Consider the following 25,938-nt stretch of genomic DNA (forward strand, 5'->3'; position numbering starts at 1 on the left):
TTCGGCATCGAAGCGGGCAAGCTCACTGGCGGCCTCTTCGGTCACCGCGTGGAGTTCGCTGCTCAGCGGGATATCGAGATCGGCAATGAATGCGGGCACCGATGCCAAGTACGGTCCGGATGCCAGACGCTTCTGCGTTCGTGAGCCATAGTCGTCTTGGACGCTGCGCCAGGGCCGTTCCTCGTAACCGATTGGCGCCCAGGGTAACTTTTCGTCAAACGTGACCATGGAATAACTATACCAATGCTTAGCGATAGATCCATAGTTATGTGCGCGTCCTGTTCTGACTTATCCCGCACGCCGGATCTAAGGGCTGAACCGCAATTGTTCGTCCCATAGGGGGTTCCCCTTGCGGCGACGTTACCGTGGGACCGGTAGATCGTGTTGAGCGAGCGGTCGTAGACGAATAGCCCGACCGAGGCATGGACAAACAATGGCGTGTCTTGGTTCAGTCTCAGATTAAAGCCATCAGCTCACCGTTTCAGTTGCTCCGTTGATACTGCCGATAGCGGAGAGGGTGAAAATTCCAGCCGAGACCCTGCACCAGTAGTGATCGCTCGCACCAACTTTCATGTGTTTGCTAGCCCGCCACGAGGGCGCAACAACGAACAGAGCTGGAGTTCGTTCTCTCCATCGTCGTAGAGAGCCTTTCCTTCGCGCCCACGCCAGCATCCCAACGCGCTAAACGACCCAAACGCGTCGGTCAGCGATGCGCTGGTAGATTGTGCTCCATGGCGGTCTCGTTTGAATGCAGAACCGAGTCGGTTCTTGCCCCGGAGCGACTCTTCAATCTTTCGCGAGACATCACGGCTCACATAGATTCGATGTCCAAGTCTCGGGAGACGGCCGTTGGTGGTGTCCGAAGCGGACTTATCGGCTTGGATGAGGACGTCACCTGGCGCGCATGGCATTTTGGATTGCCCCTACGCATGACGAGCCGGATTACGGCGATGAGCCTGCCGCATAGCTTCACCGATGAACAGACTCGCGGCCCGTTTGGTTTCTTCAAGCACGAGCACGTGTTTCGCCCGCACGGCACCGGCACCATCATGATTGATCGGGTTTCGTTTGCTGCGCCTCTGGGAGTCCTTGGCCAAATTGTCGAGCACCTTGTACTCGCCAGATACATGCGCAAAGTTATCGAGAAGCGAAACACCTACTTGCAAAGCGTCACCGTGTAAACGTCACGCTGCAACGCGCTTGCCCTGCCGACAATCTGTCCGCAGACCCTTCCCCTGGCGGGCACCCTCAGACCAAGGCGCCGCGCGGCTCGCCCGTTACAATCCTCATACGGGAGGTGTCTCGTAACCTCCGTGTGTCGAAACAAATGTGTTTCAAGACACATGGGATATAGGACACTCTGTGTGTAGGACACAGTCGAGCGGATGCTGACACAGCATCCGTTAGAGCCAGGCGCTTCACAGGGGGAGATATGAAATTAGACGCGGTCACAGTGAAGAATTTTCGGGGGTACGCCGATGAACAAGAAATCGCGGTTGGAGGGCTCACGACAATCGTCGGCAAGAACGACGTCGGCAAGTCGACGATCCTCGAGGCCCTGGCAATCTTCTTCGGCAGCGAGCTCGTCAAACCCGATTTGGGAGACGCCAACGTCGCCTCGGGGCTACGTGAGTTCGAAGTCACCTGCACGTTCAGTGACCTGCCGGTTGGACTTGTCCTAGACGCCCAGGCCGAGACCTCCCTCTCTTCCGAGCATCTCCTGACGGAGGATGGAAGACTGACAGTGAAGAAAAGGTGGGATTGTTCCGGGGCCAAACCCAAAGAAGAAGTTTTCGTTCTCTGTCATCACCCGTCAGTAGACGGTCTGTCTGACCTTCTCCTCCTGGCGAACACTGCCTTGAAGACCCGTCTCGCTAAGTTTCTGAGTTCCGAAGAAATTGCTTCGGTGAACAAGTCAAACAACCCTGCGATGCGTCAAACGCTATGGGCGTCCGTACCCGACCTCTGCTTGGCAGAGCAGGAAGTTCCGGTGGCAAAAGAAGACTCGAAGCGGATATGGGAAAGAATCGCTCCGATGCTGCCCCACTTCGCTCTCTTCCAGTCGGACCGGGCCAGCAGAGACTCGGACAGCGAGGTGCAAGATCCAATGAAACTTGCGATCGCCGCGGCTCTAGCCGAAACGGAAGTCCAAATAGCCCTTACGGGGGTTGTTGAGGCAGTTCGAATCCGAGCTACAGAGCTTGCTTCCAGGACGCACGATGCTCTCGGAGAGCTGGATCCAGAACTTGCCGACGGCTTAGTTCCTACGTTCAAAAGCGATCCGCGCTGGGCCTCCCTATTCAGTGTGGCGCTGGAGGGCAGCGATGGAATCCCACTCAACAAACGTGGCAGTGGTGTCAGGCGGCTCGTTCTCGTGAGCTTTTTCCGAGCGGAGGCTCAGCGACTAATAGAGGAGGGGTCTAAGCGAAGCGTCATATATGCAATCGAAGAGCCCGAGACCTCGCAGCACCCACGGAATCAAAAAATTCTTCTCGAATCATTCCAGGCGATGGCCCGAGCCGACGGCTGCCAGGTCCTCCTCACAACTCACAGCCCCGGACTGGCTGGGCATCTGCCTGCTGAGAGTCTCCGCTTCGTTTCGAAGACTAGAGGCAGCGGCCCACGGATCGAGGCGGCCAACGAGGGTTCATGGGATGCAATCGCGAACGATTTAGGTATTCTTCCTGACGACCGGGTTCGAGTATTGATCTGCGTGGAGGGCCCGAACGATGTCGTAGCGTTGAAGGCCCTCAGCAAAGCTGTGAACAGCGATGGCACCGTCGCCGTAGATCTCAGTTCGGACAAGCGCTTCGCGTTCGTCCCGCTGGGCGGTGGAACTCTCCAGCAGTGGGTGTCAGAACGCTATCTCCGTGGGTTTGGTCGCCCAGAGTTTCACATCTACGACAATGACGTGGCCAAGTACCAAGACGCCGTGGATGAAGTCAATGGTCGAAGCGACGGTTCGTCTGCGAGGCTGACGACCCGGCGCGAGATGGAGAACTATCTGCATCCTGCCGTAATCAAAGCAGCCCTAGACGTCGCAGTCTCATTTGGGTTCGCCGACGACGTGCCACTAATCGTGTCGACCGAGATCAGAATGGATCCGACACGAAAGCCGCTGAACCCAAGATCGGTGAAGAGCAAGTTGACGGAACACGCATTTCCGATGATGACGAGACAACTACTCGAATCCTCACTAGGCGCCGAAGAAGTGACGTCCTGGCTTGAGGACTTGGAGCAAATGGCTTCGGGCTACAATCGCTGACCGCTATAGATGCCTCATATCCCTAGGGTTACGAGACGGTCAAAACGGTCAAAACGGTCGTAACTCTGTCGCGGTAAAGGCACCTGAGCGCGAATCCTCAACGGGCAGGTCATGCGGGCACCTCCCACACAAGCGCGATGCGGAGCCCAGCTATCGCAGGGAAGTGTCCGTAGGGGGTCCCGCTTAGGGGCACTCTTCCGCAGCCGAGTAGGGTTGGGGTGTGGTCACAGTTGAGCCCTACAACCGGGACTGGCCCCGCCTATTCGAGGAGCACGCCTTAGAACTTAGGATGGCGCTTGGCTCCCAGGCCACCGAGATTGAGCACATAGGGAGCACCGCGATCCCAGGTCTCGCGGCCAAGCCAATCATCGACCTCGCCGCCCGTGCAGCTCCGAGAATTGACCCGTTTTCGCTCGGTTCAGCGATCGCCTTCCTTGGGTACTCCCCACACCGATCTGGACCGAAGAACCACGCGATCTACGTCCGCGGAACAGCCCTTGGCCGGACACACATCCTTCACGTATTCCGCTCGGACGACTGGGAGCACTGCAATCAGAGGGTCTTTCGCGACAAGCTGCTGCATGACGCGTCGGCGCGACATCTCTACGGGGAGCTCAAAATTCAGCTCGCCGCGTCAGTCAGCGACGGGGCGGGCTATACGTCGGGCAAGCGAGAGCTCATCCAAGCGCTCCTCAACCAGGAGCAAGCCGCGCGTGGGTTTCCCCTAACGATTGCGTGGGACAAATAGCGAGCCTCGACTGTGAACCCACACGAGAGTGATCGGATTTTGAACGCCCCACTCAAGGTTCCACCTGCGGGATTGACGCGAGTCGCTTTAGGGGTCAGGGACAGACTGGAGTGAATGTTCGTGAGTCGTTCGGCGTTGAGCACTTCAGAACAGCCGTGTCGCCGGAATCGATACTCCGCGCGGACAGGATCAAGGCGACTGCCAAGACCATGACGCCGAGGATAAAAACGCTCTTTGCGATTGCTGGGCTCAGAAACCGGACGCCCTCTGGGGCATCCTTCGACAGCTCGCGTCGAAGCGCACTGGTGCCGGCAAAGGCGAGCCCGGCTGTCCCACAGACTCCGAGAAGGCCAAGCAGGAAGGTCCCCGTCACGCTGAAGCCGCCGCTGAAGCTGATTGCTCCGTACCCAACGACCGCCAGCAGCACGAGGAAGGCATAAGACAGTCGGACGACCCAACTCTCTGGTGACCGGACGAACGACATGAGGATCACCGCTATCAGCGGTGCGAGCATCAACCCGCCGAAGAATACGGCGGGCATTACCCTGACGTCAGGGCCTGGGCACGGGGCCACGAGAGCGCACGCCGTGGGTAATCCTTGTGCCATCCAGAAGACCAGCCAGGCGACGGCCACAATGCCCACCGCCGGAAGCACCACTCCCAGGCGGTTTCTCGTCATTACGTCGGAAGGCATGTGATGAGTGTCCCATTGCCACGCGTGAATCACGGATACAGAAGCGTTCCGATGACTACTCGTTACCTGCCAGAGTTACCGCCATCGGTCTCGAATGACGTTTCGTGAGCGGACACCTTAACCTCGAGCCGCTACCGGAACGTCGTAACTGTCCCTTTCATGGTTCCCTTCCTGAGACGGCGCGTGGCCGGCCGCGGTGAACATCCACTGGCTAGCTGTGTGGCTGGGCCCCCCCCCCCCCAAGGAGTTCCAGAATTGAGCCAGGATGCGCTGCATTGGTCCTCCGTGATCGGCGTCGAGCGGGTCTTGGGAAACGGCATTGAACCTAGGCTCCAGTTTTGGGGCTAAAGCAGAATCCTCGTCAATCCTCGCGTTGCACTTCGGTCTTCGTTGCCCATGCGGACGCGATCAGCGAGTCTCCGACGAGAAGGCTGCCCCAGGCAATTAGGTGGGCTACGAATCGGAGCGGTTCGTCGGCCGGGAGGTGCGCGGCGAGTGCGGTGTGGTCACGAATGTAGATCCATCCCAGAAAGAGGGCAATGAGCAAGGCTCCGCCGACAACCCGAGTCAAGCGCTTCATACTGTTCTCCTCATAGTCGTAAGGGAGTCTCGTGGTCCACGATTCTCTTTGGTGCTACTCAGGAACTCGATAGCAATGACGAACGCGAACCATTCGGCATTCAACCCCTCTTGCTGATCAAGGCCAGCGTCTGGCAAGTCGTAGGCCTTGCACGCTGGACATCCTGGTTTCGCTTCTGCTGCGCCACTATCGCGCCGTCATTCTTGAGCCGGGCAGGAGCGGGGTAGAAGCTGGGCACCGCTCAGCGGCTGAAGTGCCGCGGGAACAAGGGCGATATGGCCAACTCACGCGACGAGCGGCACGCGGCTTGTCTCTCATCCTGACCGGCTTTCATCCGCAGGAGTACGTGATCGCCGGAGTGCTGCAAGCATGTGATGGTCGTGAATCGCAGTGCATTCTGGAGGTTCTCCATAAGGCTGCGGATGCCGCCGTGGCCGTATGTGATCTGGTCGGGATTCGTGCCTTCGATCATCGAAATACTCGACCAAGCGCACTGCCCGTCTGAAACGCGGTGATCCACAGCAAAAACTTTCGGACCGGAAACAGAGGCAATCCCACCACCCCGCGCCAACCGCGGCGTCGCAGCCAAGAGGTCGTGATCGTGACTTGGGTACCACTTGTCGTGCCTGCCAACGTGAACTCTGTCAGGAGTCCAGGGCTTTGTGGAGAGTCCGGATACGCTACGCGCCACGCGACCCGATTCGGTCGGTCGGCCGCGACGGCTTCGATACTGCGGCGATGGAAGTTCGGTTTCACCTTCAGCGGCTTCCCGTCCGGGAGATGTGTCCGCGCTTGCCCCTGCCAGACCGTGCCCGGTGTCGCGTCCTGGCCGGAGTGATCGATGGAGCCGACACCAATCTCCCACTCGGGCACATGCGTGGGGTCTGCGAGGAACTCCCACACCTGCTCGACCGGTGCCGGAACGAACGAATCTGAAGACCCGGAAACCCGTCCCTTCACTTTTGCTCCGGCAGGCGCGCTTTCCTCGCTTGGTGCGTCGGGCAGGTCAAGGTGTTCGAGCAGAGCGTCAGGTGTCGTGTCGAGGCGGTGAAGGATGCTGGCAATCAAACCGCTGGGCTCCTGCACAAGCTCGCGGAGCACTGCGGCGGCGTCGCCTTGCTTGCCTCGGCCGCCGGAGCGGGCGATAAGGTCGGATGCACGCTTGCTCAGCTGATACCCGTGAGTCTCGTGCAACACGATCCGTCCGGGCTCGGGGAATGTTGTGTCAATGCCGAGCGTAACCAGTTGCGCTTCATGCTGTTCTTCGACGGCGCGACGGGCGACATCAAGGTCGATGCCCATGCTGCGCAGTGAGCGCCCAGCGGATTGTTCATTGATGACGACGGCGAGGAACAGGTGCTCGATGTCCGCTTCGCGAAGCCCGAGTCGGGAGACTTCCTCCATGGCCGCAAGGGACAGCGACCGGCTAGTCCGGGCGAATCGAACGAACTTGCTCATGTGTTTCTCCTGGGGATGGGGATCGTGGGATCGACTCGTTTAGCGTGCTTTTTATGGACGGCCTGCCTCGTGACTCCGAGCGCGTCCGCGATGTCCTGCCACTTCATACCTGCGCGCAGCGCGGCCTCGACCTGCTGCAGTTCTAGGGTGTCCGCGAGCAGGCGCAGTGATGCCACTGCCCGCAGCCCTACTCTCGGGTCGCTGGTGTCGGACGCCACCGCCGCGATCTCTGAAGACTCCATAGTGTCAACCTACGTTGCTAAACCTGATTTTGTCAACCCAGGTTGCATCCGTCAACACGACCAGATAGTGCATCGGTAAGCGCTGGCGTTCTCGCGGCCACCTCCTCCGAAGAGGGACCGATCACGAAGGAGAAGAGACCGCACAGGAAGCGCAGGTCCTAGCCACACTGTTTCGGTGGTAGCGGCGCAGTGCTGGGTGGGGACCGCTGGGCTATCAGCTCACTGACTGCGCCAAATTCCCGCAGAGGGTTCGCCTTGCGAAACTGCATCCGCACTTCGCAAGACGCGAGCTGGGACGTCCCTCGCTGACACCTGCCGTGGGGTCAGATCGGAGCACTCACCGGAGCCGGCGCCACGACCGGCGCCCCCAGCATCGCGGTAATCGCACCTCTCCTGCCGTTGTCAGCCGTCACCGTTAGAGAATCCGACGCGCGGCAAAGCTAGTCTCAAGGAGACGAACGGAATGAGGGGAACATGGCAAACGCCGGATCCAAGTCCAGGGACGTCGGCCTTGTCAGTATCGGAGCGGCCCTGATCGCGATCGTCGCCCTCGCGGGCTGCTCCACATCGAGCTACGTCAATTGCCCCGCGATCGGGTGGGGCAACACGGTCGCTGTGACGCTCGACGGCGCGATCGGTGAGGTAAGTACGGTGCAGATGTGCATCGATGATCAGTGTTCCATTCCTGCACTCGGTGAGCCAGCCACGGATGAACCCGTGCAGGTGGAAACGCTGCGTCCGCAGGATCGTGAGACGTACACGCCCAGTCCGTCGGCTTGGGAGAGTCCCTACTTCGCCTCTCAAGTCGATGATCACTCGTGGGAGATCGCGCTCACCATGGAGGTGCCGGAGAACGCGACTCTCCGAGCGCTTTCCGCAAACGAAGACATACTCGCCGAGAAGGGCGTGGCACTCGTCTGGGTGCGCGTCGGCGGCAGCGAACAGTGTGGTGGTCCGTCAGAAGCTGGCCCGGTCACCCTCACCATCGCCTCCTGACCGCCTGGACAGTCATCGGAGGACAGACACCACCGGAGTGGAAATACCGGGCCCGGACGGGGTTCCCCTGGCGGGCACCCTCAGGCCAAGGCGCCGCCCGGCTCGCCCGTTGCAATCCTCATACGGGAGGTGTCTCGCAACCTCCGTGTGTCGAAACAAATGGCATACAAGACGATGACGTCGGCTCCGGAGCGACGCGGACATACAGTTCAATACGCCAATAGCGATCACAGAACGCCGCCACAGAGCGCCAAAAGTCACAACCGTGGTCGTACCCCGTCACTCGAGACGGTCCGCGCGGCCGAGCTGCGAGAGAAGGCTGCCGCTGGCGTCCCGCAGTCTGTGCTCGCTCGAGAGTTTGGGATCAGCCGCGAAACCGTTTATGTCTACCTCCGTGCGGGGGACTGAGCTGGTAATAGACGATTCGGTGCGGTTTAGAGGCGGATTCCTGCTGGGTCGACTAGTTCGACCCAGCGCGTTCGACGGTCGGTGTCTTTCCGGATAGCGGGGGCCCGGGCGTAGACGTCTGCCTCGGACAGGGCGGTCAGGGTGAGCCCGGTGAGGTCGATGATGTCCACGATGGGTACTTGGTAGGTGCGGTACGGTCCAAGCGGTGGGGGAGTGCCGTACATGAGGGCTGGAGCGCGGACCGTGTCAAGGTCGATGTTTTCTAACTGCGGGCTTTGGTCGAGAACGAATCCGGCAGCGTGCAGAACGGTGGAGCCTTCCGTGGTCGTTGTCCATGCCGCGATTTTCCAGAACGTTTGTGGGATCTTCACGCCGCGGTATATCGGGTCCTGGGCTGAGAGTACGGGGGCGGTGAAGACGCTGATGCGGTTAGCGTTGGTGCGTGCGTAGGTGAGGACGTGGTCCTCGAGGCCGAGCCAGAGTTGTTTCGATTGGTTAAAGGCTCCGGCTTGCGGGGCGGCGTTGGTGTAGGCGAAGGTGTCGTAATTCGCTCGCCGGGCTGTCGTTTTGTCGCCCCAGACGGGGTCCAAGCGCCGGACGAGATGTCCGCGGTCGAGGTCGTTTCTGGTGTAGACGTCCTCCCCGGTTTGTTCGTAGGCCGGGATAAGCGATTCGAGGTGCCAGTCGTCGGCCCGGTCACCGGTAACGAGGCGATCCCCGTCGATGTTGACGCCGGTCGCGATCGCGAGGCGCCGCGCGGGGTCAAGGAGCACGGTGAAATGTGTGTAGAGCAGTTCACGAATCAGGGTTCCTTCGGGAGGAGCCGGCAGTGGCAGAGGAAGTTCAAGGAAATTGGCTTTGTATCCAGAAGGATAAAGTAATGAGGCGTTCATGGTGATAGTCAAGCAGAGAGCCGATAGTTAAGCTGTCGGATTTATATGGCGGTGTTGAGGGGAAGATTCAGTGTTGCTTCCACCATTTAAAACCGCCCATGGTTTTGACACATTTCGGATATGAGCGACTGCGCCTCCGCGGCGCTGTGGATCGAAAACAGGACCGTTGTCCTAATAGACACGTCAGGCTTGGGTCCGCCGTTCTCGGCAGACATTCGGGTGACCATGTGAAGTGGAATGGTGTCCACTAATTTGGTTTTGCTTTTCGTCGACATGGTTGCCTTGATCGGCAGCGGCGTCTCAGCACGGTCGCCCCAGCCGGTGCCGTTGCCGTTGCCGTTGCCGTTGCCCTCATTGAGATCGGCGGAGTGGGCCTTGTGGCTGTCGGCAAGTTTCTTTCGTGCCGGCCGACCTGTCATCGCTTCTGCTGGCGCCCGGTGCGTGGGGTGATCGCGTCACCATCTAGTACTGGTAGATCAGCTCGGCGTGGTGTTCGCACTGGTTTACTGAGGTGGCGGTGACGGCGTCTCTGCGCGCGGGACGATGAGCAGTTCCGAAATACGCCGGCGATCCATCGCCGTGACCTGCAGACTGATGTTGTGGAGTTGGACGCCATCACCGATTCGCGCGAGGCGTCCGAGCCGTTCGATCACGAAACCGGCTACGGTATCGGATGCGCGTACGGGCAACCGCACGCCGGTCGCCTCTTCAAAGTCCTGGAAATTGAGGTGTCCGTCAAGTGCCCCTCCCTCTGACTGGAGGTCGCCTGCGGGAGAATCGGTGTCGTATTCGTCGAAGATTTCGCCTACGACTTCCTCTACGAGGTCCTCGAGGGTGACGATGCCGTCGGTTCCGCCGTACTCATCGACGATAACGGCGATCTGATGTTTTTCTGCTCTCATCATCGTGAGGGTCGGGAGCACACGCGCGGTCGCTGGGAAGTACAAGATGGGACGCATGATTTCGCGAGCCTGCTTGTCGGGATTCTTTGCGATCATCTCGTAGAGGTCGCGCACGTGGACAAAGCCGATAATGTCGTCGATGGTGCGATCGACTACCGGATATCGCGAGTACGGCAGGTCATGCACCTCGGTGAAGACCTCGCCAATGGATACCGTGCCGTCCAGGGCTGCGACTTCGGGACGGGGCCGCATAATCTCGCTGAGCTGGCGGCGCCGCAAAGAGGGCACGTCGTCGAGGTTCCGCCGTTCGTCTTCGGGTAGCCCCTCATGGCTCGAAACGATGTCTCGCAGTTCCTCCTCGGTCATTTCCTCACTGGTTTTGTGTGGGTCTCCGCCGAGTAGACGCACGATCACGTTCGTCGACCTCGACAGCAGCCAGATAACCGGGCGTATCGCGATCGCAAACCCATTAAGTGCGGGCGCGACTGCGTAGGCGAATGCTGAGTTGCGCTGGATCGCGAGACGCTTGGGGGCGAGCTCACCGAGCACCAGGGACAGATACGCGATCACTAGGGTGAGTGTGATCGTGGCAACCGTAGCAGTGAGCGCTCCATTGAGGCCCAGAGCGACGAATAACGGGGCGACGGATGGGGCGATTGAAGCGGCTCCGTAAGCGGCGGATGCAAACCCGGCTACGGTCACGCCGATCTGTACGGCTGCGAGGAACCGATTGGGGTTGCGCGCAGAGTCGCAACCTTCTCGCCGCGCCGCCCGCGGGCCGCGATTGCGTTAATTTGGCTATCACGGAGCGTGACGAGCGCCATCTCCGTGGCCGCGAAAACCCGCCGATCAGGACGAAGATGAGGACGAGGGCGATGTTTGGTACGAGATCGCCGTTCATAATGTCGCGACCGACGACATGAGGTGCGGGGTCGAAACGCAGGGTCTATGCCCGTCGGAAGATGACTCTTGAGGAGTCTCATGCATGCGTAGAAGACACCAAATGTCTCCGGCAGAAAGTTGCATTAAAGATCGCCCCATTGCATGTTCCCTACTGGAACGACCATAAGTCAACTGAGGACCGGTGCTAAGACGTCTTGTATCCCATGAGTTGCAAGACTTGACGCTGAACAAAATCGGTGCGGCTGCAGCCCGCTCGCAGGCTCGGTGCTAACTCAGCGTATTCGCTCCCGGGACTACCATCATCGGCGATCGTCCATGGTGCAGCACGGCTTGGCTAACGGAGCCCAAGAGCAGTCCGGGGAATCCGCCGAGGCCCCGGGTCCCGAGCACCACTACGTCGGCAATTTGTGTCGTTTGAACAAGAACTTCTGCTGGCTTTCCCACGAAGAGATGCTGGCTGAGTTTTACGTCGGGGTACCGAGCTGCGACCGCAGTGACGACACGGGTCAAGTTTGCTAGTTCCTCTTAGTAGTACGGATCCGAATCTTCCACGGACGGCGACCAACCCAAGTCACCGATGGTTGCACCTGTCACGGACACCAGTGCAAGCGGTTTGCCGTGAATGTGTGCCATTTCTGCAGCTTCCCATAAGGCTGGGCCCTGCATACCGGAGTCAACGGCGATCACGATTTGACCGGTAAAGGAAAGACTATGAATTCTGCTTTCCTGCGTCCGCGGCGGGTCTCCTGCGTCCACTGCATCGAAGAAGGTTGGGTGCGTCGTGCTCTGCTCGCCACGTTCGTTGGGGCATCCCGAGTGCCTTGACCGTTTTCCACTTCGGTGTCCGTGCTGTCGGGCCCCTGCGGAATCACGACAGTTGGACAATGTGAGTGGGCTGCCAGGCCTGATGAGACGCTACCTAAGAGTCGCCCGACAAAGCCCCCTCTGCCGCGCTTGCCGACTACGGCCAGTTTGGTGGTTTCGGAATGGTCGACAAGAACTTTGGTGGCATCGCCGCACTCAACATGCGTTTCGGTGCGAACGCTTTGAGCTTCTGCACGTTTCGTTGCATGGTCAAGGACGGTTTGGGCTTCTTGTCTTGCGGCTAGTGCATAGCTCGCTCCGACAATGGGATCCGCGACAAAAGTTGTGGGGAACGTGCTCACTAATCGCAGTGGCCAATTGCGAATATTAGCCTCGACCATTGCCCATTCCGGTGCTCTATTGCTGTTTGATGAGCCATCAACGCCAACCAAAATCACATTGCGCATACTTACAGCCTCGCATATGCGAGGGAAAAGGGGCGACGTTTGTTGCACCATTTCAGGGGTACCTGTCCGGCCCGGCCTCAGTTCTGGCGTGCAGTGTCCGTTACACTGGAGGCCTAGTCGGGCACTAATTCTCCATAAGATCGAGGAGAGGAAACGGTATGGCCGAGACAATTGTTCTCGCGCTAAACGGCGGCACGGGAAGTCCCGCTGCGCTCGACTGGGTGATTGAGCGTGCTCGTACGATTCAAATATCTCTTGAACTGACCACTGTCATCGATCTGGCCAGGGTGCCGACCACGATTACGAAGGACCGGGTTCTTCCTGCTTACGAGCAGATGTTGATGAATGCTGTGAGCCGGGTGAGACGCGAAGCGCCCACGGTACAGGTGATGACGTCGGTACGACGAGGCGCGCCGCTCCAGGAGCTGCTGAATTCCGCCTCTGATGCCGATCTGCTGGTTATCGGTACGCGCGAGGCCGCGGGCTCCCTCTATGGAACATTGCGGCACCAGATCGCAGCCGGAGTGAGCTGCCCCCTCGTTATCGTGCCTACAGACTGGATGCCTAATAACGGTTCCGTCGTCGTCGGCGTGGATGACGACGAAACCTCGCACCTTGCCGTGGAGTTCGCCGCTCGGGAAGCCGAGCGGATCGGGCGTGAACTGTCGGTCGTGCATGCGTGGCGCATCCCCACCTTGCTCGCTCTCGAATGGTTGAGCGCTAGTGCCAGCCCCTATGACGAGATACGCAGGGCACACGCTGAAGTTCTGGCGGGAGCGGTCGAACGGGTCCGCACCGAGCATCCGACTGTGATGGTTCGAGACACCCTCGAACACGGATCTGCTGCTTTGATCCTCACCAACACGGCTGAGCACGCTGAAATGGTCGTGGTGGGCACCCATGGACGGGGGATGATGGCTGGGCTGTTACTCGGTTCGGTCGCTCACGACCTGTTGATCAGTATGCCGTGCCCGGTCGTGGTCGTGCCGCCCGCAGCTAACATGCCTCTGCTCGTACCGAATGCCGAGCAGGATAAATAAGGACTCTGCTGGAGCGGCCAGGTTGACATATCGAATTCCTACATCAACCACCCGGGTTTCGACGTGAGGCCCCTACGAGACGGTGCTTTCATGAGCGTTACATCCCAGACGGAGGCGCTCTTACGGGCGCACGATCCCTATGCGCGCCCGGTAGAGGAGGTGCTCGCGGATCTTGAATCGGCGCCGCAGGGCCTGAGCGTTAGCGCTGCCGAGAAACGGCTGGTCGCCTATGGTCCGAACCGGCTGGCGGTCCCGCGTCCGAAGAACCCGGTGGTGCGGTTTCTGTCTCACTTCAACGACGTGCTCATTTACGTGTTGCTGGCCGCTGCCGTGCTGAAGTCGATCTTTGGTGATTGGATCGATGCCTCGGTCATTTTCGCCGTAGCTGTGATCAACGCTGTGATCGGTTTCTTGCAGGAGGGCCGGGCCGAGAAGGCGCTGGACGGTATCCGCCGGATGCTGTCCTTGCACGCATATGTTCGCCGTGACGGTGTGTGGGTTGATGTCGAAGCGGAAGCGCTCGTGCCCGGTGATATTGTGCGGGTTAAATCTGGGGACAAGGTGCCCGCCGACGTGCGATTGATCGAGGCAACGACACTGCGTGTGGAGGAGTCTGCGCTCACGGGCGAGTCGGTTCCTACTGCAAAGAAGACCAGCCCGGTCCGTGCTGATTTGGGAATTGGTGACCGGCACAGCATGCTCTACTCGGGCACAATCGTTACCACCGGTCGCGGAATCGGCGTCGTCACCGCCACCGGTGTCGACACGGAGATCGGCCGTATCCAGTCCATGCTCACCGGGGTGCAAAGCCTCGCTACGCCGCTCACTCGGCAGTTGGACTCGTTCGGCAAGAAGATAACATTACTCATTCTGGGCGTAGCTGCGATCATGCTCGTGATCGGGCGTCTTTTGCATGATCAAAATGCCAATGATCTGCTGTCGGCAGCTATCGGGTTCGCAGTCGCGGCTATTCCCGAGGGCCTGCCGGCTCTTGTCACTATCACCTTGGCCCTTGGTGTACAGCAGATGGCCAAGCGTCGAGCCATCGTGCGCAAACTCACCGCGGTCGAAACGCTCGGCTCGGTCACCACCGTCTGCTCCGACAAGACCGGCACACTCACCCGCAACGAAATGACCGTGCGAAGCGCCGTCACCCGAGCAGCCCACTACCACGTCACCGGAATCGGTTACAAGCCCGTTGGCACGGTCAGCGTTGATGACGAACCCGTCACGCTCGATACCCGCCCCGATTTGACTGAGCTCGTCACGGTCTTTGCTCTTTGCAACGATGCCCGTGTTACCGAGGAGGACGGCCACTGGCGCGTCGTTGGTGAACCGACTGAGGGCGCCCTGCGAGCTCTCGCCCTCAAGACCAATTTTGATTCCGCCAGCTGGAAACGGATCGCGGTCATACCGTTTGAGTCCGACAACAAATTCATGGTCACGCTCGATAAAGACCCCGCCGGGAAGGTGCATATTCTTCTCAAGGGAGCCCCCGGAGAAGTACTCCAGCGAAGTAGTCTGCAGCTTGGCGCCGACGGAAACCCAGAACCGATCGATGCGGCCTTCTGGGATACGTGTGTCGACGATCTCAGTGCGCAGGGCCTGCGCGTGCTTGCCGCCGCACGCGGCGCCGCAGTCGACGGGATGGTCGAGCTGAACATCGAAGATATTGGCAACGGAATGCTGTTTCTTGGTGTGGTGGGTATTGTCGATCCGCCCCGGCCGGAGGCGATCACAGCGATTGCGACCATGCAGGCCGCGGGTATCCGGGTAAAGATGATCACCGGCGACCATGCGGGCACCGCACGAGCAATCAGCCGTGAAATGGGTATCACACACGACGCGAACGCGCGGGTGATCACCGGTGCCGAACTGCAAGCGATGAGCCAGGACCAGCTCATTCGGATCGTGCGCGAGGTCGACGTCTTTGCCCGCACCAGTCCCGAACACAAGCTACGCATCGTCAAGGCGTTGCAAGCCCACAAGGAGGTCGTCGCGATGACAGGCGACGGCGTCAACGACGCACCCGCGCTCACCCGTTCCGACGTCGGGGTCGCAATGGGAATCAAAGGAACGGAGGCGACTAAAGAAGCGGCTGACATCGTTCTCGCCGACGACAACTTCGCTACCATCGAGCGGGCCATCGAAGAAGGACGCCGCATCCGCGACAACCTGCAAAAGTCGATCGTCTTTCTGTTGCCCACCACTGCCGCACAATCACTGGTCATCCTCGTCGCCGTGCTCTTCGGATTTACCTTGCCTCTTCAACCAGCACAAATCCTCTGGGTCAACTTGATCACTGCCATCACCCTCGCGCTCGCCCTCGCCTATGAACCCGCCGAACCCGGCATAATGCTCCGCCAGCCCCGCAAACCAGGCGGATCCCTCATCAGCCAGGCCTACCTAGGCCGCATCCTCTGGGTGGCTGTGCTCATCAGCGGTGCCACCATCGCGGTCTTCTTCCTGGAGCTATTTGTCGGGTCATCTCTTGCGCAAGCGCAAACTACCGCGGTGACCATGCTCACTCTTAGCCAGGCCGCTTTTCTTTTCAACTCACGTTTTTTGCACGCGTCAAGCCTGAAATTCGCTGTGTTACGCGGTAACCCGGCGATCTGGATCTCGACGGGCGCGCTTCTCACACTGCAACTCGTGTTCGTGTATACCCCCTTCATGAACCTCTGGTTCCGCTCCACGCCAATCGGTGTGCGCGAGTGGGGATACACCCTCGGCCTGTCTGCGGCGATATTCCTGTTCGTCGAACTGGGCAAGGCGATCGAACGGGTGCAGTCCCGGCGACAGAAGTGACCGTGTCCACCCATCGGCAGTGTTGGTGACCAGGGCGAATGCTGGGAGCGGTGTTAAAGTGTCGCCGCGACCTCATGTGTGGCGGCTTGGCCGGCGTCCGGAATGGCGAAGGCCCACCGCGTTAGCGGTGGGCCTTCGCTCATAGACTATCCGACGCCGTTGATAATGCCACCTCATAAGCGGGTCGAACGGATTGCGGCCGGGGATTGAGCCTGGCATTGGCTGGTCTGATTGCAGGTTACAGGGCCACGTGTGCGCGGTCCCGGGTGGTTAAGAGTTTTCGACGAGTTCAGTGATAGCCATGAAAAAGCCCCGGCTTCACTGCACCGGGGGGAGGTGAGGGATCTGTCGGGGCTAATTTGCTTGGAGTGGAGAATCCATTACCAAATGGCATAGGGATGGGCTGGATGCTGGCTGGGCAAGCTCCGCGTCGTGGAAAAGCGAAGAGGCACATTCCGTGGGATACGAGACGTTGGGTCGTTCTTGAGTCTCACCTAACCGTTGCGAAAAGGGCATCTGTGACACCTCGGGTGTGGCGCAGGGATCAGGCGACCGCGGCGGCCGGCTTCTTCACGAGGGTGGTGCGCAGTGCCTCCAGCACCTCGGCCGGGGTCTCGGCGGCCTCGATCGACGCGCGGAATGCTGGCTTCATGAGGGCACGGGAGAGCTGGGCGAGCACCTTGAGGTGCTCCGTCCTGGCAGCGGCCGTCGGCACGGCGATCATGAAAATCAGGTGTGCCGGCTGCCCGTCGGCTGAGGTCCAGTCGACGCCGGCCCGGCTGCGCGCGAACGCGATGACGGGTGAGGTCACGGCGCTGGACTTCGCGTGCGGAATCGCGATGCCGTCTCCGATGCCAGTGGTGCTCAAGGTTTCCCGGTCGAATGCGGCCTGCGCAACGGCGTCGGCATCGCTGATGCGGCCGGTCGCGAGCATGAGCACGGCGAGCGAGCGGATGACCGTGTCACGGTCGGTCTCGGACGTGTCGAGCACGATTGTGCGGTCGTCGATGTAGTCGAGCACGGTCTTCGGAGCTGCGGGCTCGGGAGGCAGGGGCTGAACGAGCGCGGTCTCAGCGATGAAAGGTTCAGGCGCGGGGGCGGCGGAGGCGGAGGACAGTGCAGCGGCGGCGGGAGCTGTGGCATCCGCTGCTGAGCCTTCGGCAGAGGGGCGCCCGGCCGTGAATGCGAGCAGCAGCAGGGCGACCGTAGCGGTAACCACTGCGCCGACGACGATCGCGAGCAGGAACATCGGCACACCCGTGACGGCCCCGAAGACGGCGACGATCGGACCACCGTGGGGAACAGCGTTGGCCACGCCGAAGATCGCGGCGATGCCGCCGGCCACGGCGCCACCGATCACGTTGGCGGGAATGACCTGCAGCGGGCGGGCGGCGGCGAGAGGGATCGCGCCCTCGGTGATGCCAAAGAAGCCCATGAACAGGGCCGCGATGCCAGCCTCTTGCTCGACCTTGCTGAAATACCGGCGGCGGATGAGCGTGGCCAGGCCCATCCCAAGCGGCGGCACCGCGATCGCCGCGGCGACCATACCCATCGGCAGCGGGTTGGCAGCGGCGATCAGGGCGCTGCCGAACAAGAACGCGGTCTTGTTGACCGGGCCGCCCATGTCAAAGCCGACCATTGCGCCCAGGATCAGACCGAGCACGATGACGCTACCGCCCTCCAAGCCGGTGAGGAAGGTCGTGAGGGACTCGAAGAGCCAGCTGATCGGCTGGCCGAGGGCGAGGACGACGGCACCGCCCACGATGATCGTGGTGATCACGGGGATGACCAGAATCGGCATGATCGGGCGGATGTAGCGGTGCACCGGGATCTTCTTGATGCCGAGCGCCACGAAGCCCACAAGGAATCCGGTCACGATGCCGCCGATGAAACCGGCGCCCGATTCGGAGTTGTAGAAGGAGCCGGTGGTGGCGATCCAACCGCAAATCATCCCGGGGGCGAGCCCGGGACGGTCAGCAATAGCGAACGCGATGAATCCGGAGAGGATCGGCACCATGAGCGAGAACCCGATGGCGCCGATCTGGTTGATCGTGAACCAGAAGCTGGCCTCGGGGATCACGAGGCCGGCCGGGGTGGCTTCGCCGCCGAGGGAGAGCGAGATCGCGATGAGCAGGCCGCCGACCACCACGAAGGGAATCATGTGGGAGACGCCGCTCATGAGAGCACGATAGATACTTCCACCGACATCGCGGCCTGGCTTCTGCGGCGCGCTGTCCGCCGCGTCGGTGGCGGGTCCGCGGGTTCCGGAGATCGGCGCGGAGAGGGCTTCGCGAATGAGTTCTTCGGGGCGGTGGATGCCGTCGCCGACACGCGTCGAGACGAGGCGCTTGCCGGCGAAACGGGAGGTATCAATCTTGGTGTCGGCGGCGATCACGATGGCGTCGGCCTCATCGATATCGTGCTGCGAGAAACCGTTTTCGATGCCGACCGAGCCGTGAGTTTCCACCCGGATGGCGTAGCCGAGGGCGGCTGCGGCCACCTCGAGCTTCTCCGCGGCCATGTAGGTGTGCGCGATGCCGGTCGGGCAGGCGGTGATCGCGAGGATGAGAACCTGCGGTGGGGCCGCCTGTCGCGATGTCCCGCTCGGAGGAGTCGTGGCGGGGGAGTGGGGGTCGGTCATGACGGTTCAGCTCCTGGAACGGCCGACCCGTGAGGCCCGAGAGCCGGACCGGTCGACCATGGCCTGAGGTGAACCCGGCGCGGGTACTACTGCTTCAAGCCTAGCCAGTAATCAGACTCATATTGACGGCGTGTTCGGGCCCCGCAGTGCCCGCGAGGTGACACAGAGTGCCCCTTGAGCGGGCGTCGACACCCGCGAGGTATCGGAGATGGCTCCTTCAGATCGGCCATCGTCCCATGACGAAGCAGAGCGTCGCTTCACTCGAACAATGGATGCGATATTCCGAGTGCTCAGTTGCCGTGCGCCTCGATCGAAACTTGCTGCCATTCGTTCCACGTCGTCAAGCGTGATTCGTAGTCTTTGGTGGCGATGTCTAGGGGCGCGCTGCCGAAGAAGATGCGCAATGGCGGCTTCTCCGCGTCGACGACCTTGAGAATCGCTCCTCGGGTGGCCGTGGGGTCACCGGGATTGCTCGCGGAGGGGCGATTGGCCGCGGCCTCTCGAACACTGGCGTACTCCACCATCTGCTCGCTATGCGAGGCGGACGGACCCGACCAGTCAGTCGAGAAACCTCCGGGTTCGACCAGCGTCACGTTGATACCGAAACCCGCGACCTCCTGCGAGAGAGACTGCGAGAAGCCCTCAAGAGCCCACTTCGAAGCATGGTAAATACCCACCGATGGGAACGCGCTAATACCCCCGATGCTCGACACCTGAATAATGTGTCCCGAACCCTGCTGGCGCATGATCGGCAACGCCGCCTGTGAGATCCACAGCGCACCGAACAGATTCGTCTCAAGTTGCGCTCGGGCCTCCTCTTCGGACAATTCCTCAATCATGCCGAAATGACCGTATCCGGCATTGTTGACGACGATATCGAGCTGGTCGAAGTGCTCGGCGGCTTGTTGGACGGCCGCGAAGTCTGCATCCTTGTCCGTGACGTCGAGCCGGATCGGCAGAAAGGTTTCGGGGTAGGTACTACGGAGGGCATCGAGCGTGCTCAAATTTCGTGCGGTGCCTGCGACGGAATCCCCGCGCTCCAGCGCGGCCTCCGCCCACTCACGGCCAAAACCCTTGGACGCTCCTGTAATAAACCAAGTCTTGCTCATAAACATGTCCCTTCCGATGACGTACGCGCACAGAAAACATATGGAGAAGTCAAAGCATTCCTCACGGCACCATACGCGGGGTTGTCCAGTCTCGCTCTCGTGCCTGACCGAACTGCCAGCCAAGACAGCACCAATCAACAACCCGGAAGGGGAACCTCCTACGGGTATCGAGCCCGTGACGTCTTCGGGATGGATTGGCTAGGTGTTAACGGGTAGTTGCGCGTCGATCTCGGTGAGGAGAACGTGCTGCTCTTGCTGGGTGAGGCCGGATCGGCGTTCCCGATCGAGTCCGCGAGCCCGTTCATCCTTCAGCACATCTTGGAGGGTGTTCTGCAGTGAACGTTCGGTTCCGCCTGCCTGGACAAACCGGCTGCGGCTGCGCCGAGCGAAGGCAGTGTTGCTGCGGGGAAGCCACAGTGGTAGGGATCGCGGGCCAGCCCAGTAATTGATCTCGTGGGCGGTCAGCCAGTCGTCTTCGGCCGTGATGAGTTCACCTGTATGGCCTGCAACCCCGGCGGCGGCCAGCAGAACCGCTGAGAAATCACGTTCGTTTCCAACGGCGTTGTAGATTCCGGTCAGACCGCGCTGCCCCGCACTAATGAGCCATTCAGCAAGGTCTCGGACGTCGATGAACTGCACGTACCGATCTTTGGCATTCGGCACCAGAACGGGTTCCTCGGGAGCAGCGGCAAGCCTGGATACCCAATAGCTGAATCGGTCACTCATATCACCTGGTCCCACGATCAGGCCAGGTCGAGCAATCAGAAGACGATCGCCAACCGCCGCCATTGTGGCGCGTTCTGCGGCGACTTTCGCGTGCGCGTAATCGTCGAGGTCGACTGGCTCGACGAGGATGGCGTCCTCATCAGCACCCGGTTCAGTATTGGTCGCGTACACGGAAACGGAGGAGACCAAAGTCCAATGCGCCGTGCTGCCCGCCAACGCCTCAAGCGCTCCAGCGACAAGGTGCGCGTCACAGCTGAGCTCAATGATCTCGTCCCAGGATTCACTCGCGACAAGATCGTAGGCCTGGGGCGATCGTCGGTCGGAGCGGACGAACGTCACGCCGCGTGGAGCTGCTCCAGATTCACCGCGAGCCAGGCACGTCACGTCCTGACCTTGACCCGCCAGCTTCTCGGCTATCTCTCGACCAAGCCAGGCAGTTCCCCCGAGAATAAGTGTGCGAGTCATAGCCACAGTCAATCGCACAACCGAGATACAACAATGACGGATTCGCTCTGAGCGTTGCCGAGGCGGCAAACGTACTGCGATGTCGCCGAAGGCTATTCGGGCAATCTTCGGCTGGCGCTGATGCCGATTCTTGTCTGGAAGAATTCAGAGATGACTGTGACCCTTCAGCGAATCCTCACCAGCGAGTTCCCGTCGTGGTTGGACCGCAGCTGCACCGAATACGTCGGTGATTTGGTTACCCAGGGTGGATCGCGCGAGGAAGCTCAACGCATAGCGGCCGAGAGCATGGCTCGTTCGTTCCCGGATGGTGCTCCGAGCCCTGGCAATGAGGTCTTTCACATCATGAACGAGGCGGGTGCGGCAGTGGGATACCTGTGGATCGGACAGGATGTCAGCGCCGATCCAGGGGCGTGGTGGGTCTGGGATCTTGTCATCAACCCTGACCAGCGTGGTCAGGGTTTCGGGAGAGCGGCGATGCTCCTCGGCGAGGAATACGCTCGCTCACACGGTGCGCATTCTCTCGGCCTTAGCGTCTTCGGATTCAACACCGGCGCCCAGGGGCTCTACAACTCGCTTGGGTACGAAACAACTTCGGTGAAGATGCTCAAGAAGCTCATCTGAGCCTTCCGAAACAGACAGGAAGGCCGTATGACTCCAACTGTCACCTTCGTACTGGTCACCCTCGGCGTGATGGCAATGTCCTTCGCCACTGCCGGTTGGCGCCCCCAGGCCGGAGATGGACGCCCGTATACCGAACGTCTTGCGGGACGCTTAGTCGGGAGTGCCTTGGCGTCCCGGTGCGACTCAGGGGCGCGTACGCGTATTTCCGATGGCGGTAAGGACTCCATCAACGGATGCACCGGCAGTGCACACGAGAAGCATGATGGTGGTGGTCCAGCCAGCTGGGTCGGCCATCACAAAGCCTTGACCGCCTGCACGCTGCCAATTACACGCTCGCCGCAACGGCCACTAGGCCAACAATTCGTGAGCATGCTCGGGGTCTGCGCCCTTGGACCCGCGCCTGCATCAGGCGTCGGCACCCTGCAGGCTCCACGTCCGTGACACGCGACACACAACGGCGCAGAACCGAGGTCTGCCTCAGGTCTGCGCCGCATGGCGTGATTTAGATGCCGGTGGCGATCTCGAACTGCGAGACCTGCGGGGCGCTGACGAGGAGTGAGCCGAGTTCGGTCGCTCCCGCGCCGGCGCCTCAGGCACGGTACGCCGCGTCGGCTTCGGCTTCACCCCAGCGCTGCGGCGGTCTGTCGCAGGGACGTGCCGGCGTGCAGCGCGTCGGCGATGTGCACCCGCTCGTCCTCGGACAGGTACCGCGGGGAGATTACGGTGGGGGCGATTCGAGAGATTGGGGCGTAGGTCGTCTCGCGGCCGTGCGCTTTTTCACGGTCCGGCCATGGCGCCAGCGCATCCCTGTTCGCCGATTGATTTTCAGTGTTCGACACGCCTCGGCGTTGCTGATTCCCTGCCTCATGAGCCGAGCATATTCAACACGTGTCTCGGTCATTGGCAGCGCGCCGGTAACCTTCTTACGGGTTCGGGAACTGTCTGTCATCGCTACTCCTAGAACTCAGGTGTTGCGACGTTGGCTGGAATACGCCCTCTGGCATTTTCTTCTCGCGAGTGGCAACGTGGGTACTGCGCAAGACGAGACGGAAGGATGCCGATAATGTCAGAGTCGCAGCGAGTGCGCGATCAACGATCGCTGACTACGTCGATGGGCGCTATCTGGCTTGTGGTGGGTGGCGCTCTTACGCTCATCTGCGCCGGGCTACTTTTCGCTATGCGGTGGCTCAGCCCAGCCTGGGTCGCGACCACAGGATTGGTTATCGTATTGGTTCTGTATGCGGCGATGGTGGTCATCCGTGTTGCCGTGAGTCGTAGGCGACTGCGGCTCGGCCTCCTTGCAACGTTTACCCTGCTGATCGTGATTATTTTTCTCATCTGTGCGGTGGTCGTCACGGCAACGGAGTGGGGCGCGGTCAGCCCGTCGTAATTGTGTTGACTTTGCTATCCCTGTTTGATTCCTGTGGATTTTTTCCGCGCGGTCACAGAGGCATCGAATTTTCCTCGGATGCGAGTCCGTCATGTTCATAGGCGTGGTGTTGTTGCAGCGAGAGAGCACACGGTTTGGGGCCGATAGGTGCATGTAGCGTAGATCATGTTCCGTCGACAGCGAGCACACTTGCTTCGATCGTCATTTATGAGCACAATCTCAAGCCGGTACAGCGAGGCCGCAGTGAGCTATGAAACGAGTGCCGTGAGCAGTGCGGCGGCGCCCGTGTCGCCCGTGTTGGTCTGCTCGCCGACCGTGGTGAAACCGAGACGTGAGTGGAAGGCCAGTAACTGCGGATTGGGCGGAAAGGTATTCACTTCGCACACCACTTCGGTGGCGTGGGCCTCGCGAGCAGCCTGAAAGACGGAGGCGTAGAGCAATTCGCCGAGGCCCTGGCTTCGTGCGTTTGGCGCCACGACGATGCGGTCTACATAGAGGAAGTCGCTCGATCGGGCTTCAAACCATCGGTAGCTTTCACTTGCATATTCGGCGGACGGGGCAAAGCCGATCACGAAACCAGCCACGGTGTGCACATCCTCCACCGTCGTGACCACGACTGAGTGAGTAGCAGTAGCTACGAGGGTGGCAAGCAAATCAGCGTTAAGGGCATAGACGGCGGGAACTGCCTCATTGTTCAGCGTGAGCACCTGGGGGAGATCGAGAGGGTTGAGGGAGCGAAGCGCATACGTCATGGCGTCGACGATATTCCGAAGAGCTGAACGTGGCCTTACTGCGCCCTCAAGTTTTTGAGACAGTCTGTTGTGTTTTTCTTCTATGCCGCAGCCAGTTGGTGGCGGTCTTGGTACGCGGTTAGAGCTGCGGCCGGTTGTAATCCTCCGTTGTGGGAGTGGGGCCGCCGCCGGTTGTACCAGGATTCGATTTATTCCATCACCGCGGTGCGTGCGGCGAGGTGGTTGTCGAAGTGCTGCTGGTAATACATCTCAGTTTTCATAGGGGAGAAAAACGACTCTGCCACGGCATTGATTGAGCTGCCGCGGGTATTTCGGACAGCGGAATTAGTGGATTCTTCTACGCTGCCAATGTTTGGATTCCATCTGTCGTTGCAACACCGCGCTGATTAAGTACTGATTGGTAGATCACGGAATCGCTCTGCCGGGGTGTCCCAGCCGAGCGTTTTGTGGGGTCCCTACGTGTCAGGGTTGGGTGAGGCCAGTAGCTAAGAGCAAGTCCGCCGCATGACGTAGGGCGAGAATCAGGAACCAACACGATGTCCAGCCCGTCTTTGAGCGCCGTGCGCGACGATAGTCATATGAGTAGTCCCGGACCCCGCGCCGGTGGTCCGACCTCGCGGAGGTCGTTCACCCCGGCACAGGAACTTGATCACTTGGCCGCCTACGAGGCCGCCATGAAAAACAGCGCGGGCGGTGCGTATCTGCGCGAGCAGGGCATCTACTCCTCGCAGATCACCGAGTGGCGCAAGCTGCGCGATGCCGGCGTGCTGGAGGGGAAGAAGCCCGGCGAGAAGATTGGCCGACTCACTGCGGAACAGGCCGAGATTGCACGGTTGCGTCGCAAGTTGGACACCGCCGAACGGCGCCTGGCCAGGACGGAGGTCGTCTTAACAATTATGGGAAAAACACAAGAGCTGTTGGAAGATCTTTCCAAGAGCTCGCGGGACGAACGGCCGCACACGAAGCGCTTATGCACGCCTACCGACAGATCACCGCCGCCGGCTGGTCAACCCGAGACGCCGCCGAACTCGTCGGCGTCTCGGGGGCCACGGCGACGCGGAAGGCGACCGTGGCGCTGCCCATTCCGGCGCCCGCGTTGGTGCCGGCGAACAAGCTCAACCAGGGTGAGCGAGCCCGAATCTTGGACACCGTCAACTCGCCCACGTTCGTGGACTTGCCGCCGATCCAGATCTACGCGCAGCTGCTTGATCAAGGCATCTATCTGGGTTCGATCTCAACGATCTACGGGATCTTGACGGAGAACAAGCAGATCAAGGAACGCCGTCGACTGGCACGGCACCCGGCCCGGGCGATCCCCGAGCTGGCCGCAACGGGACCCGGGCAGGTATTTAGCTGGGATATTACGAAACTGCCCGGCCCGATCAAAGGGACCTGGTTCGATTGCTACGTCATGATCGACATCTTCTCCCGCTACATCGTCGGCGCCCACGTCCACGCCTCCGAGACGGGCGAGCTGGCGGTGGAGATGATGAAGGAGATCTTCGCCATCCACGGGACACCACACGTCGTCCACGCCGACCGCGGCACGTCGATGACCTCCAAGACCGTCGCCGCATTGCTCTCGGATTTGGAGGTCACCAAAAGCCACTCCCGGCCTCGCGTGAGCAACGATAACCCGTTCAGCGAGGGCTGGTTCAAGACCCTCAAATTCGCCCCGGTGTTCCCCGAACGCTTCGAGAACGTCGGGGAGGCACGAGCTTTCATGGGCGGATTCGTGGAGGACTACAACCACACCCACCGCCACACCGGCATCGGGTTGAACACCCCCGCAGACGTCCACTACGGCCTCGCCGCAGCCAAATCGATCGAGCGCTCCAGCACCCTCGCCGACGCTCGAGCCCAAACTCCTGAGCGATTCAGTACCCGACAAGACCCCAAAATTCTGACCCTCCACGAGACCGTCTGGATCAACAAACCAGCCCAAGACGACGAGGCCAAGAACCCCACGAAACTACACGCCTAAACTCCCGCTGGCCTCATCCGCCTTGACAAATTCCGCTTCCGG

General features: G+C 60.6%; 23 protein-coding genes and 3 pseudogenes. 9 read left to right on the forward strand and 17 right to left on the reverse strand.

All coding sequences use genetic code 11. The features are described 5' to 3' along the window. A pseudogene (locus tag D6T64_RS03135) lies at positions 1-228 on the reverse strand (Fic family protein); the annotation flags it as partial. 503 nt (positions 229-731) lie between these two features. Here D6T64_RS03135 and D6T64_RS03140 point away from each other — a divergent pair. The 3 genes from D6T64_RS03140 to D6T64_RS03150 all read left to right on the forward strand — a co-directional run bounded on the left by D6T64_RS03140 (position 732) and on the right by D6T64_RS03150 (position 4,013). Next, positions 732-1,181: an SRPBCC family protein gene (locus D6T64_RS03140; RefSeq protein WP_119971471.1), complete on the forward strand. Its 450-nt coding sequence runs from the start codon at positions 732-734 to the stop codon at positions 1,179-1,181. A 251-nt stretch (positions 1,182-1,432) separates the two neighbouring features. Then, a complete protein-coding gene (locus D6T64_RS03145) occupies positions 1,433-3,265 on the forward strand; it encodes an ATP-binding protein (RefSeq protein WP_119971474.1) in 1,833 nt (610 codons plus the stop codon). A 220-nt stretch (positions 3,266-3,485) separates the two neighbouring features. Beyond that, positions 3,486-4,013, forward strand: a complete 528-nt coding sequence (locus D6T64_RS03150) for a GrpB family protein (protein WP_119971477.1) — start codon at positions 3,486-3,488, stop codon at positions 4,011-4,013. A gap of 94 nt (positions 4,014-4,107) precedes the next feature. Here D6T64_RS03150 and D6T64_RS03155 read toward each other — a convergent pair whose 3' ends face one another. From D6T64_RS03155 to D6T64_RS03175, 5 genes are all read right to left on the reverse strand, one after another. Continuing rightward, on the reverse strand, positions 4,108-4,707 hold the full coding sequence (locus tag D6T64_RS03155) for a hypothetical protein (RefSeq protein ID WP_147364446.1): 600 nt from the start codon (positions 4,705-4,707) through the stop codon (positions 4,108-4,110). A gap of 361 nt (positions 4,708-5,068) precedes the next feature. Beyond that, entirely contained in the window at positions 5,069-5,287 is a 219-nt protein-coding gene (locus D6T64_RS03160) for a hypothetical protein (protein ID WP_119971484.1), read from the reverse strand. A gap of 241 nt (positions 5,288-5,528) precedes the next feature. Continuing rightward, a complete protein-coding gene (locus D6T64_RS03165; RefSeq protein ID WP_119971487.1) occupies positions 5,529-5,759 on the reverse strand; it encodes a hypothetical protein in 231 nt (76 codons plus the stop codon). After that, positions 5,756-6,745: an SRPBCC family protein gene (locus tag D6T64_RS03170; RefSeq protein WP_119971490.1), complete on the reverse strand. Its 990-nt coding sequence runs from the start codon at positions 6,743-6,745 to the stop codon at positions 5,756-5,758. The genes D6T64_RS03165 and D6T64_RS03170 overlap by 4 nt, the downstream gene beginning before the upstream one ends. Continuing rightward, positions 6,742-6,987, reverse strand: a complete 246-nt coding sequence (locus D6T64_RS03175; protein WP_119971493.1) for a helix-turn-helix domain-containing protein — start codon at positions 6,985-6,987, stop codon at positions 6,742-6,744. Before D6T64_RS03175 ends, D6T64_RS03170 begins: the two co-directional genes overlap by 4 nt. A gap of 474 nt (positions 6,988-7,461) precedes the next feature. Between D6T64_RS03175 and D6T64_RS03180 the strand changes: the two genes are divergently transcribed. Further along, a complete protein-coding gene (locus D6T64_RS03180) occupies positions 7,462-7,983 on the forward strand; it encodes a hypothetical protein (protein WP_119971496.1) in 522 nt (173 codons plus the stop codon). A 434-nt stretch (positions 7,984-8,417) separates the two neighbouring features. Here the strand turns inward: D6T64_RS03180 and D6T64_RS03185 are convergent, their stop codons facing one another. The 5 genes and pseudogenes from D6T64_RS03185 to D6T64_RS03205 all read right to left on the reverse strand — a co-directional run bounded on the left by D6T64_RS03185 (position 8,418) and on the right by D6T64_RS03205 (position 12,360). Further along, a complete protein-coding gene (locus D6T64_RS03185) occupies positions 8,418-9,284 on the reverse strand; it encodes a DNA/RNA non-specific endonuclease (protein ID WP_119971499.1) in 867 nt (288 codons plus the stop codon). Between the two features lie 86 nt (positions 9,285-9,370). Next, complete coding sequence (locus D6T64_RS03190) at positions 9,371-9,703, reverse strand: hypothetical protein (protein ID WP_119971503.1); 333 nt, start codon at positions 9,701-9,703, stop codon at positions 9,371-9,373. An 84-nt stretch (positions 9,704-9,787) separates the two neighbouring features. Then, positions 9,788-11,087, reverse strand: a pseudogene (locus D6T64_RS03195) (hemolysin family protein). Between the two features lie 269 nt (positions 11,088-11,356). After that, entirely contained in the window at positions 11,357-11,599 is a 243-nt protein-coding gene (locus tag D6T64_RS03200) for a universal stress protein (RefSeq protein WP_119971506.1), read from the reverse strand. Positions 11,600-11,772: 173 nt separating this feature from the next. Continuing rightward, positions 11,773-12,360, reverse strand: coding sequence for a universal stress protein (locus D6T64_RS03205; RefSeq protein ID WP_158594782.1), 588 nt, complete (start codon positions 12,358-12,360; stop codon positions 11,773-11,775). A 158-nt stretch (positions 12,361-12,518) separates the two neighbouring features. Here D6T64_RS03205 and D6T64_RS03210 point away from each other — a divergent pair, with 158 nt between their 5' ends. After that, positions 12,519-13,400 carry a universal stress protein gene (locus D6T64_RS03210; protein ID WP_119971512.1) on the forward strand — a complete coding sequence of 294 codons (882 nt, stop codon included), beginning with the start codon at positions 12,519-12,521 and terminating at the stop codon, positions 13,398-13,400. Positions 13,401-13,490: 90 nt separating this feature from the next. Beyond that, on the forward strand, positions 13,491-16,208 hold the full coding sequence (locus tag D6T64_RS03215) for an HAD-IC family P-type ATPase (RefSeq protein WP_119971515.1): 2,718 nt from the start codon (positions 13,491-13,493) through the stop codon (positions 16,206-16,208). 544 nt (positions 16,209-16,752) lie between these two features. Here the strand turns inward: D6T64_RS03215 and D6T64_RS03220 are convergent. The 3 genes from D6T64_RS03220 to D6T64_RS03230 form a co-directional block, all read right to left on the reverse strand. Next, on the reverse strand, positions 16,753-18,849 hold the full coding sequence (locus D6T64_RS03220) for a fructose-specific PTS transporter subunit EIIC (RefSeq protein WP_119971519.1): 2,097 nt from the start codon (positions 18,847-18,849) through the stop codon (positions 16,753-16,755). Positions 18,850-19,139: 290 nt separating this feature from the next. Next, on the reverse strand, positions 19,140-19,958 hold the full coding sequence (locus tag D6T64_RS03225) for an SDR family oxidoreductase (protein ID WP_119971568.1): 819 nt from the start codon (positions 19,956-19,958) through the stop codon (positions 19,140-19,142). Positions 19,959-20,156: 198 nt separating this feature from the next. Further along, positions 20,157-21,149 carry an NAD-dependent epimerase/dehydratase family protein gene (locus D6T64_RS03230; RefSeq protein ID WP_119971523.1) on the reverse strand — a complete coding sequence of 331 codons (993 nt, stop codon included), beginning with the start codon at positions 21,147-21,149 and terminating at the stop codon, positions 20,157-20,159. A gap of 150 nt (positions 21,150-21,299) precedes the next feature. Between D6T64_RS03230 and D6T64_RS03235 the strand changes: the two genes are divergently transcribed. Further along, the gene (locus D6T64_RS03235) at positions 21,300-21,770 is read left to right on the forward strand and encodes a GNAT family N-acetyltransferase (RefSeq protein WP_119971526.1); all 471 of its coding nucleotides are present in this window, start codon (positions 21,300-21,302) and stop codon (positions 21,768-21,770) included. A 620-nt stretch (positions 21,771-22,390) separates the two neighbouring features. Here the strand turns inward: D6T64_RS03235 and D6T64_RS22480 are convergent. Then, on the reverse strand, positions 22,391-22,609 hold the full coding sequence (locus D6T64_RS22480; protein ID WP_158594783.1) for a helix-turn-helix domain-containing protein: 219 nt from the start codon (positions 22,607-22,609) through the stop codon (positions 22,391-22,393). Positions 22,610-22,833: 224 nt separating this feature from the next. On the opposite strand from D6T64_RS22480, the gene D6T64_RS03245 reads away from it, so the two are divergent. After that, positions 22,834-23,160: a hypothetical protein gene (locus D6T64_RS03245; protein WP_119971532.1), complete on the forward strand. Its 327-nt coding sequence runs from the start codon at positions 22,834-22,836 to the stop codon at positions 23,158-23,160. 248 nt (positions 23,161-23,408) lie between these two features. Here the strand turns inward: D6T64_RS03245 and D6T64_RS03250 are convergent, their stop codons facing one another. Continuing rightward, positions 23,409-23,912, reverse strand: coding sequence for a GNAT family N-acetyltransferase (locus D6T64_RS03250; protein ID WP_119971535.1), 504 nt, complete (start codon positions 23,910-23,912; stop codon positions 23,409-23,411). Between the two features lie 80 nt (positions 23,913-23,992). Beyond that, positions 23,993-24,202: pseudogene (locus tag D6T64_RS23105) on the reverse strand (IS3 family transposase); the annotation flags it as partial. A 288-nt stretch (positions 24,203-24,490) separates the two neighbouring features. Here D6T64_RS23105 and D6T64_RS03260 point away from each other — a divergent pair. Continuing rightward, positions 24,491-25,896 (forward strand): IS3 family transposase gene (locus tag D6T64_RS03260; protein ID WP_119971570.1). Its coding sequence is split into 2 segments (ribosomal slippage): positions 24,491-24,839 and positions 24,839-25,896, totalling 1,407 coding nucleotides; the frame shifts between segments, so codons are not numbered across the junction. Positions 25,897-25,938 lie beyond the last annotated feature (42 nt).

Source organism: Cryobacterium melibiosiphilum, from assembly GCF_003602235.1.
Taxonomy (GTDB): Bacteria; Actinomycetota; Actinomycetes; order Actinomycetales; family Microbacteriaceae; genus Cryobacterium; species Cryobacterium melibiosiphilum.

What these genes read in the sequence shown, in the direction of transcription:
- D6T64_RS03160 (WP_119971484.1), bottom strand. Translation starts at nt 5,287, where the DNA reads ATGAAGCGCTTGACTCGGGTTGTCGGCGGAGCCTTGCTCATTGCCCTC.
- D6T64_RS03250 (WP_119971535.1), bottom strand. Translation starts at nt 23,912, where the DNA reads ATGACGTATGCGCTTCGCTCCCTCAACCCTCTCGATCTCCCCCAGGTG.
- D6T64_RS03190 (WP_119971503.1), bottom strand. Translation starts at nt 9,703, where the DNA reads ATGACAGGTCGGCCGGCACGAAAGAAACTTGCCGACAGCCACAAGGCC.
- D6T64_RS03175 (WP_119971493.1), bottom strand. Translation starts at nt 6,987, where the DNA reads ATGGAGTCTTCAGAGATCGCGGCGGTGGCGTCCGACACCAGCGACCCG.
- D6T64_RS03210 (WP_119971512.1), top strand. Translation starts at nt 12,519, where the DNA reads ATGGCCGAGACAATTGTTCTCGCGCTAAACGGCGGCACGGGAAGTCCC.
- D6T64_RS03225 (WP_119971568.1), bottom strand. Translation starts at nt 19,958, where the DNA reads ATGAGCAAGACTTGGTTTATTACAGGAGCGTCCAAGGGTTTTGGCCGT.
- D6T64_RS03245 (WP_119971532.1), top strand. Translation starts at nt 22,834, where the DNA reads ATGTCAGAGTCGCAGCGAGTGCGCGATCAACGATCGCTGACTACGTCG.
- D6T64_RS03205 (WP_158594782.1), bottom strand. Translation starts at nt 12,360, where the DNA reads ATGCGCAATGTGATTTTGGTTGGCGTTGATGGCTCATCAAACAGCAAT.
- D6T64_RS03215 (WP_119971515.1), top strand. Translation starts at nt 13,491, where the DNA reads ATGAGCGTTACATCCCAGACGGAGGCGCTCTTACGGGCGCACGATCCC.
- D6T64_RS03145 (WP_119971474.1), top strand. Translation starts at nt 1,433, where the DNA reads ATGAAATTAGACGCGGTCACAGTGAAGAATTTTCGGGGGTACGCCGAT.
- D6T64_RS03140 (WP_119971471.1), top strand. Translation starts at nt 732, where the DNA reads ATGGCGGTCTCGTTTGAATGCAGAACCGAGTCGGTTCTTGCCCCGGAG.
- D6T64_RS03230 (WP_119971523.1), bottom strand. Translation starts at nt 21,149, where the DNA reads ATGACTCGCACACTTATTCTCGGGGGAACTGCCTGGCTTGGTCGAGAG.
- D6T64_RS03220 (WP_119971519.1), bottom strand. Translation starts at nt 18,849, where the DNA reads ATGACCGACCCCCACTCCCCCGCCACGACTCCTCCGAGCGGGACATCG.
- D6T64_RS03235 (WP_119971526.1), top strand. Translation starts at nt 21,300, where the DNA reads ATGACTGTGACCCTTCAGCGAATCCTCACCAGCGAGTTCCCGTCGTGG.
- D6T64_RS03185 (WP_119971499.1), bottom strand. Translation starts at nt 9,284, where the DNA reads ATGAACGCCTCATTACTTTATCCTTCTGGATACAAAGCCAATTTCCTT.
- D6T64_RS03155 (WP_147364446.1), bottom strand. Translation starts at nt 4,707, where the DNA reads ATGCCTTCCGACGTAATGACGAGAAACCGCCTGGGAGTGGTGCTTCCG.
- D6T64_RS03170 (WP_119971490.1), bottom strand. Translation starts at nt 6,745, where the DNA reads ATGAGCAAGTTCGTTCGATTCGCCCGGACTAGCCGGTCGCTGTCCCTT.
- D6T64_RS03180 (WP_119971496.1), top strand. Translation starts at nt 7,462, where the DNA reads ATGGCAAACGCCGGATCCAAGTCCAGGGACGTCGGCCTTGTCAGTATC.
- D6T64_RS03165 (WP_119971487.1), bottom strand. Translation starts at nt 5,759, where the DNA reads ATGATCGAAGGCACGAATCCCGACCAGATCACATACGGCCACGGCGGC.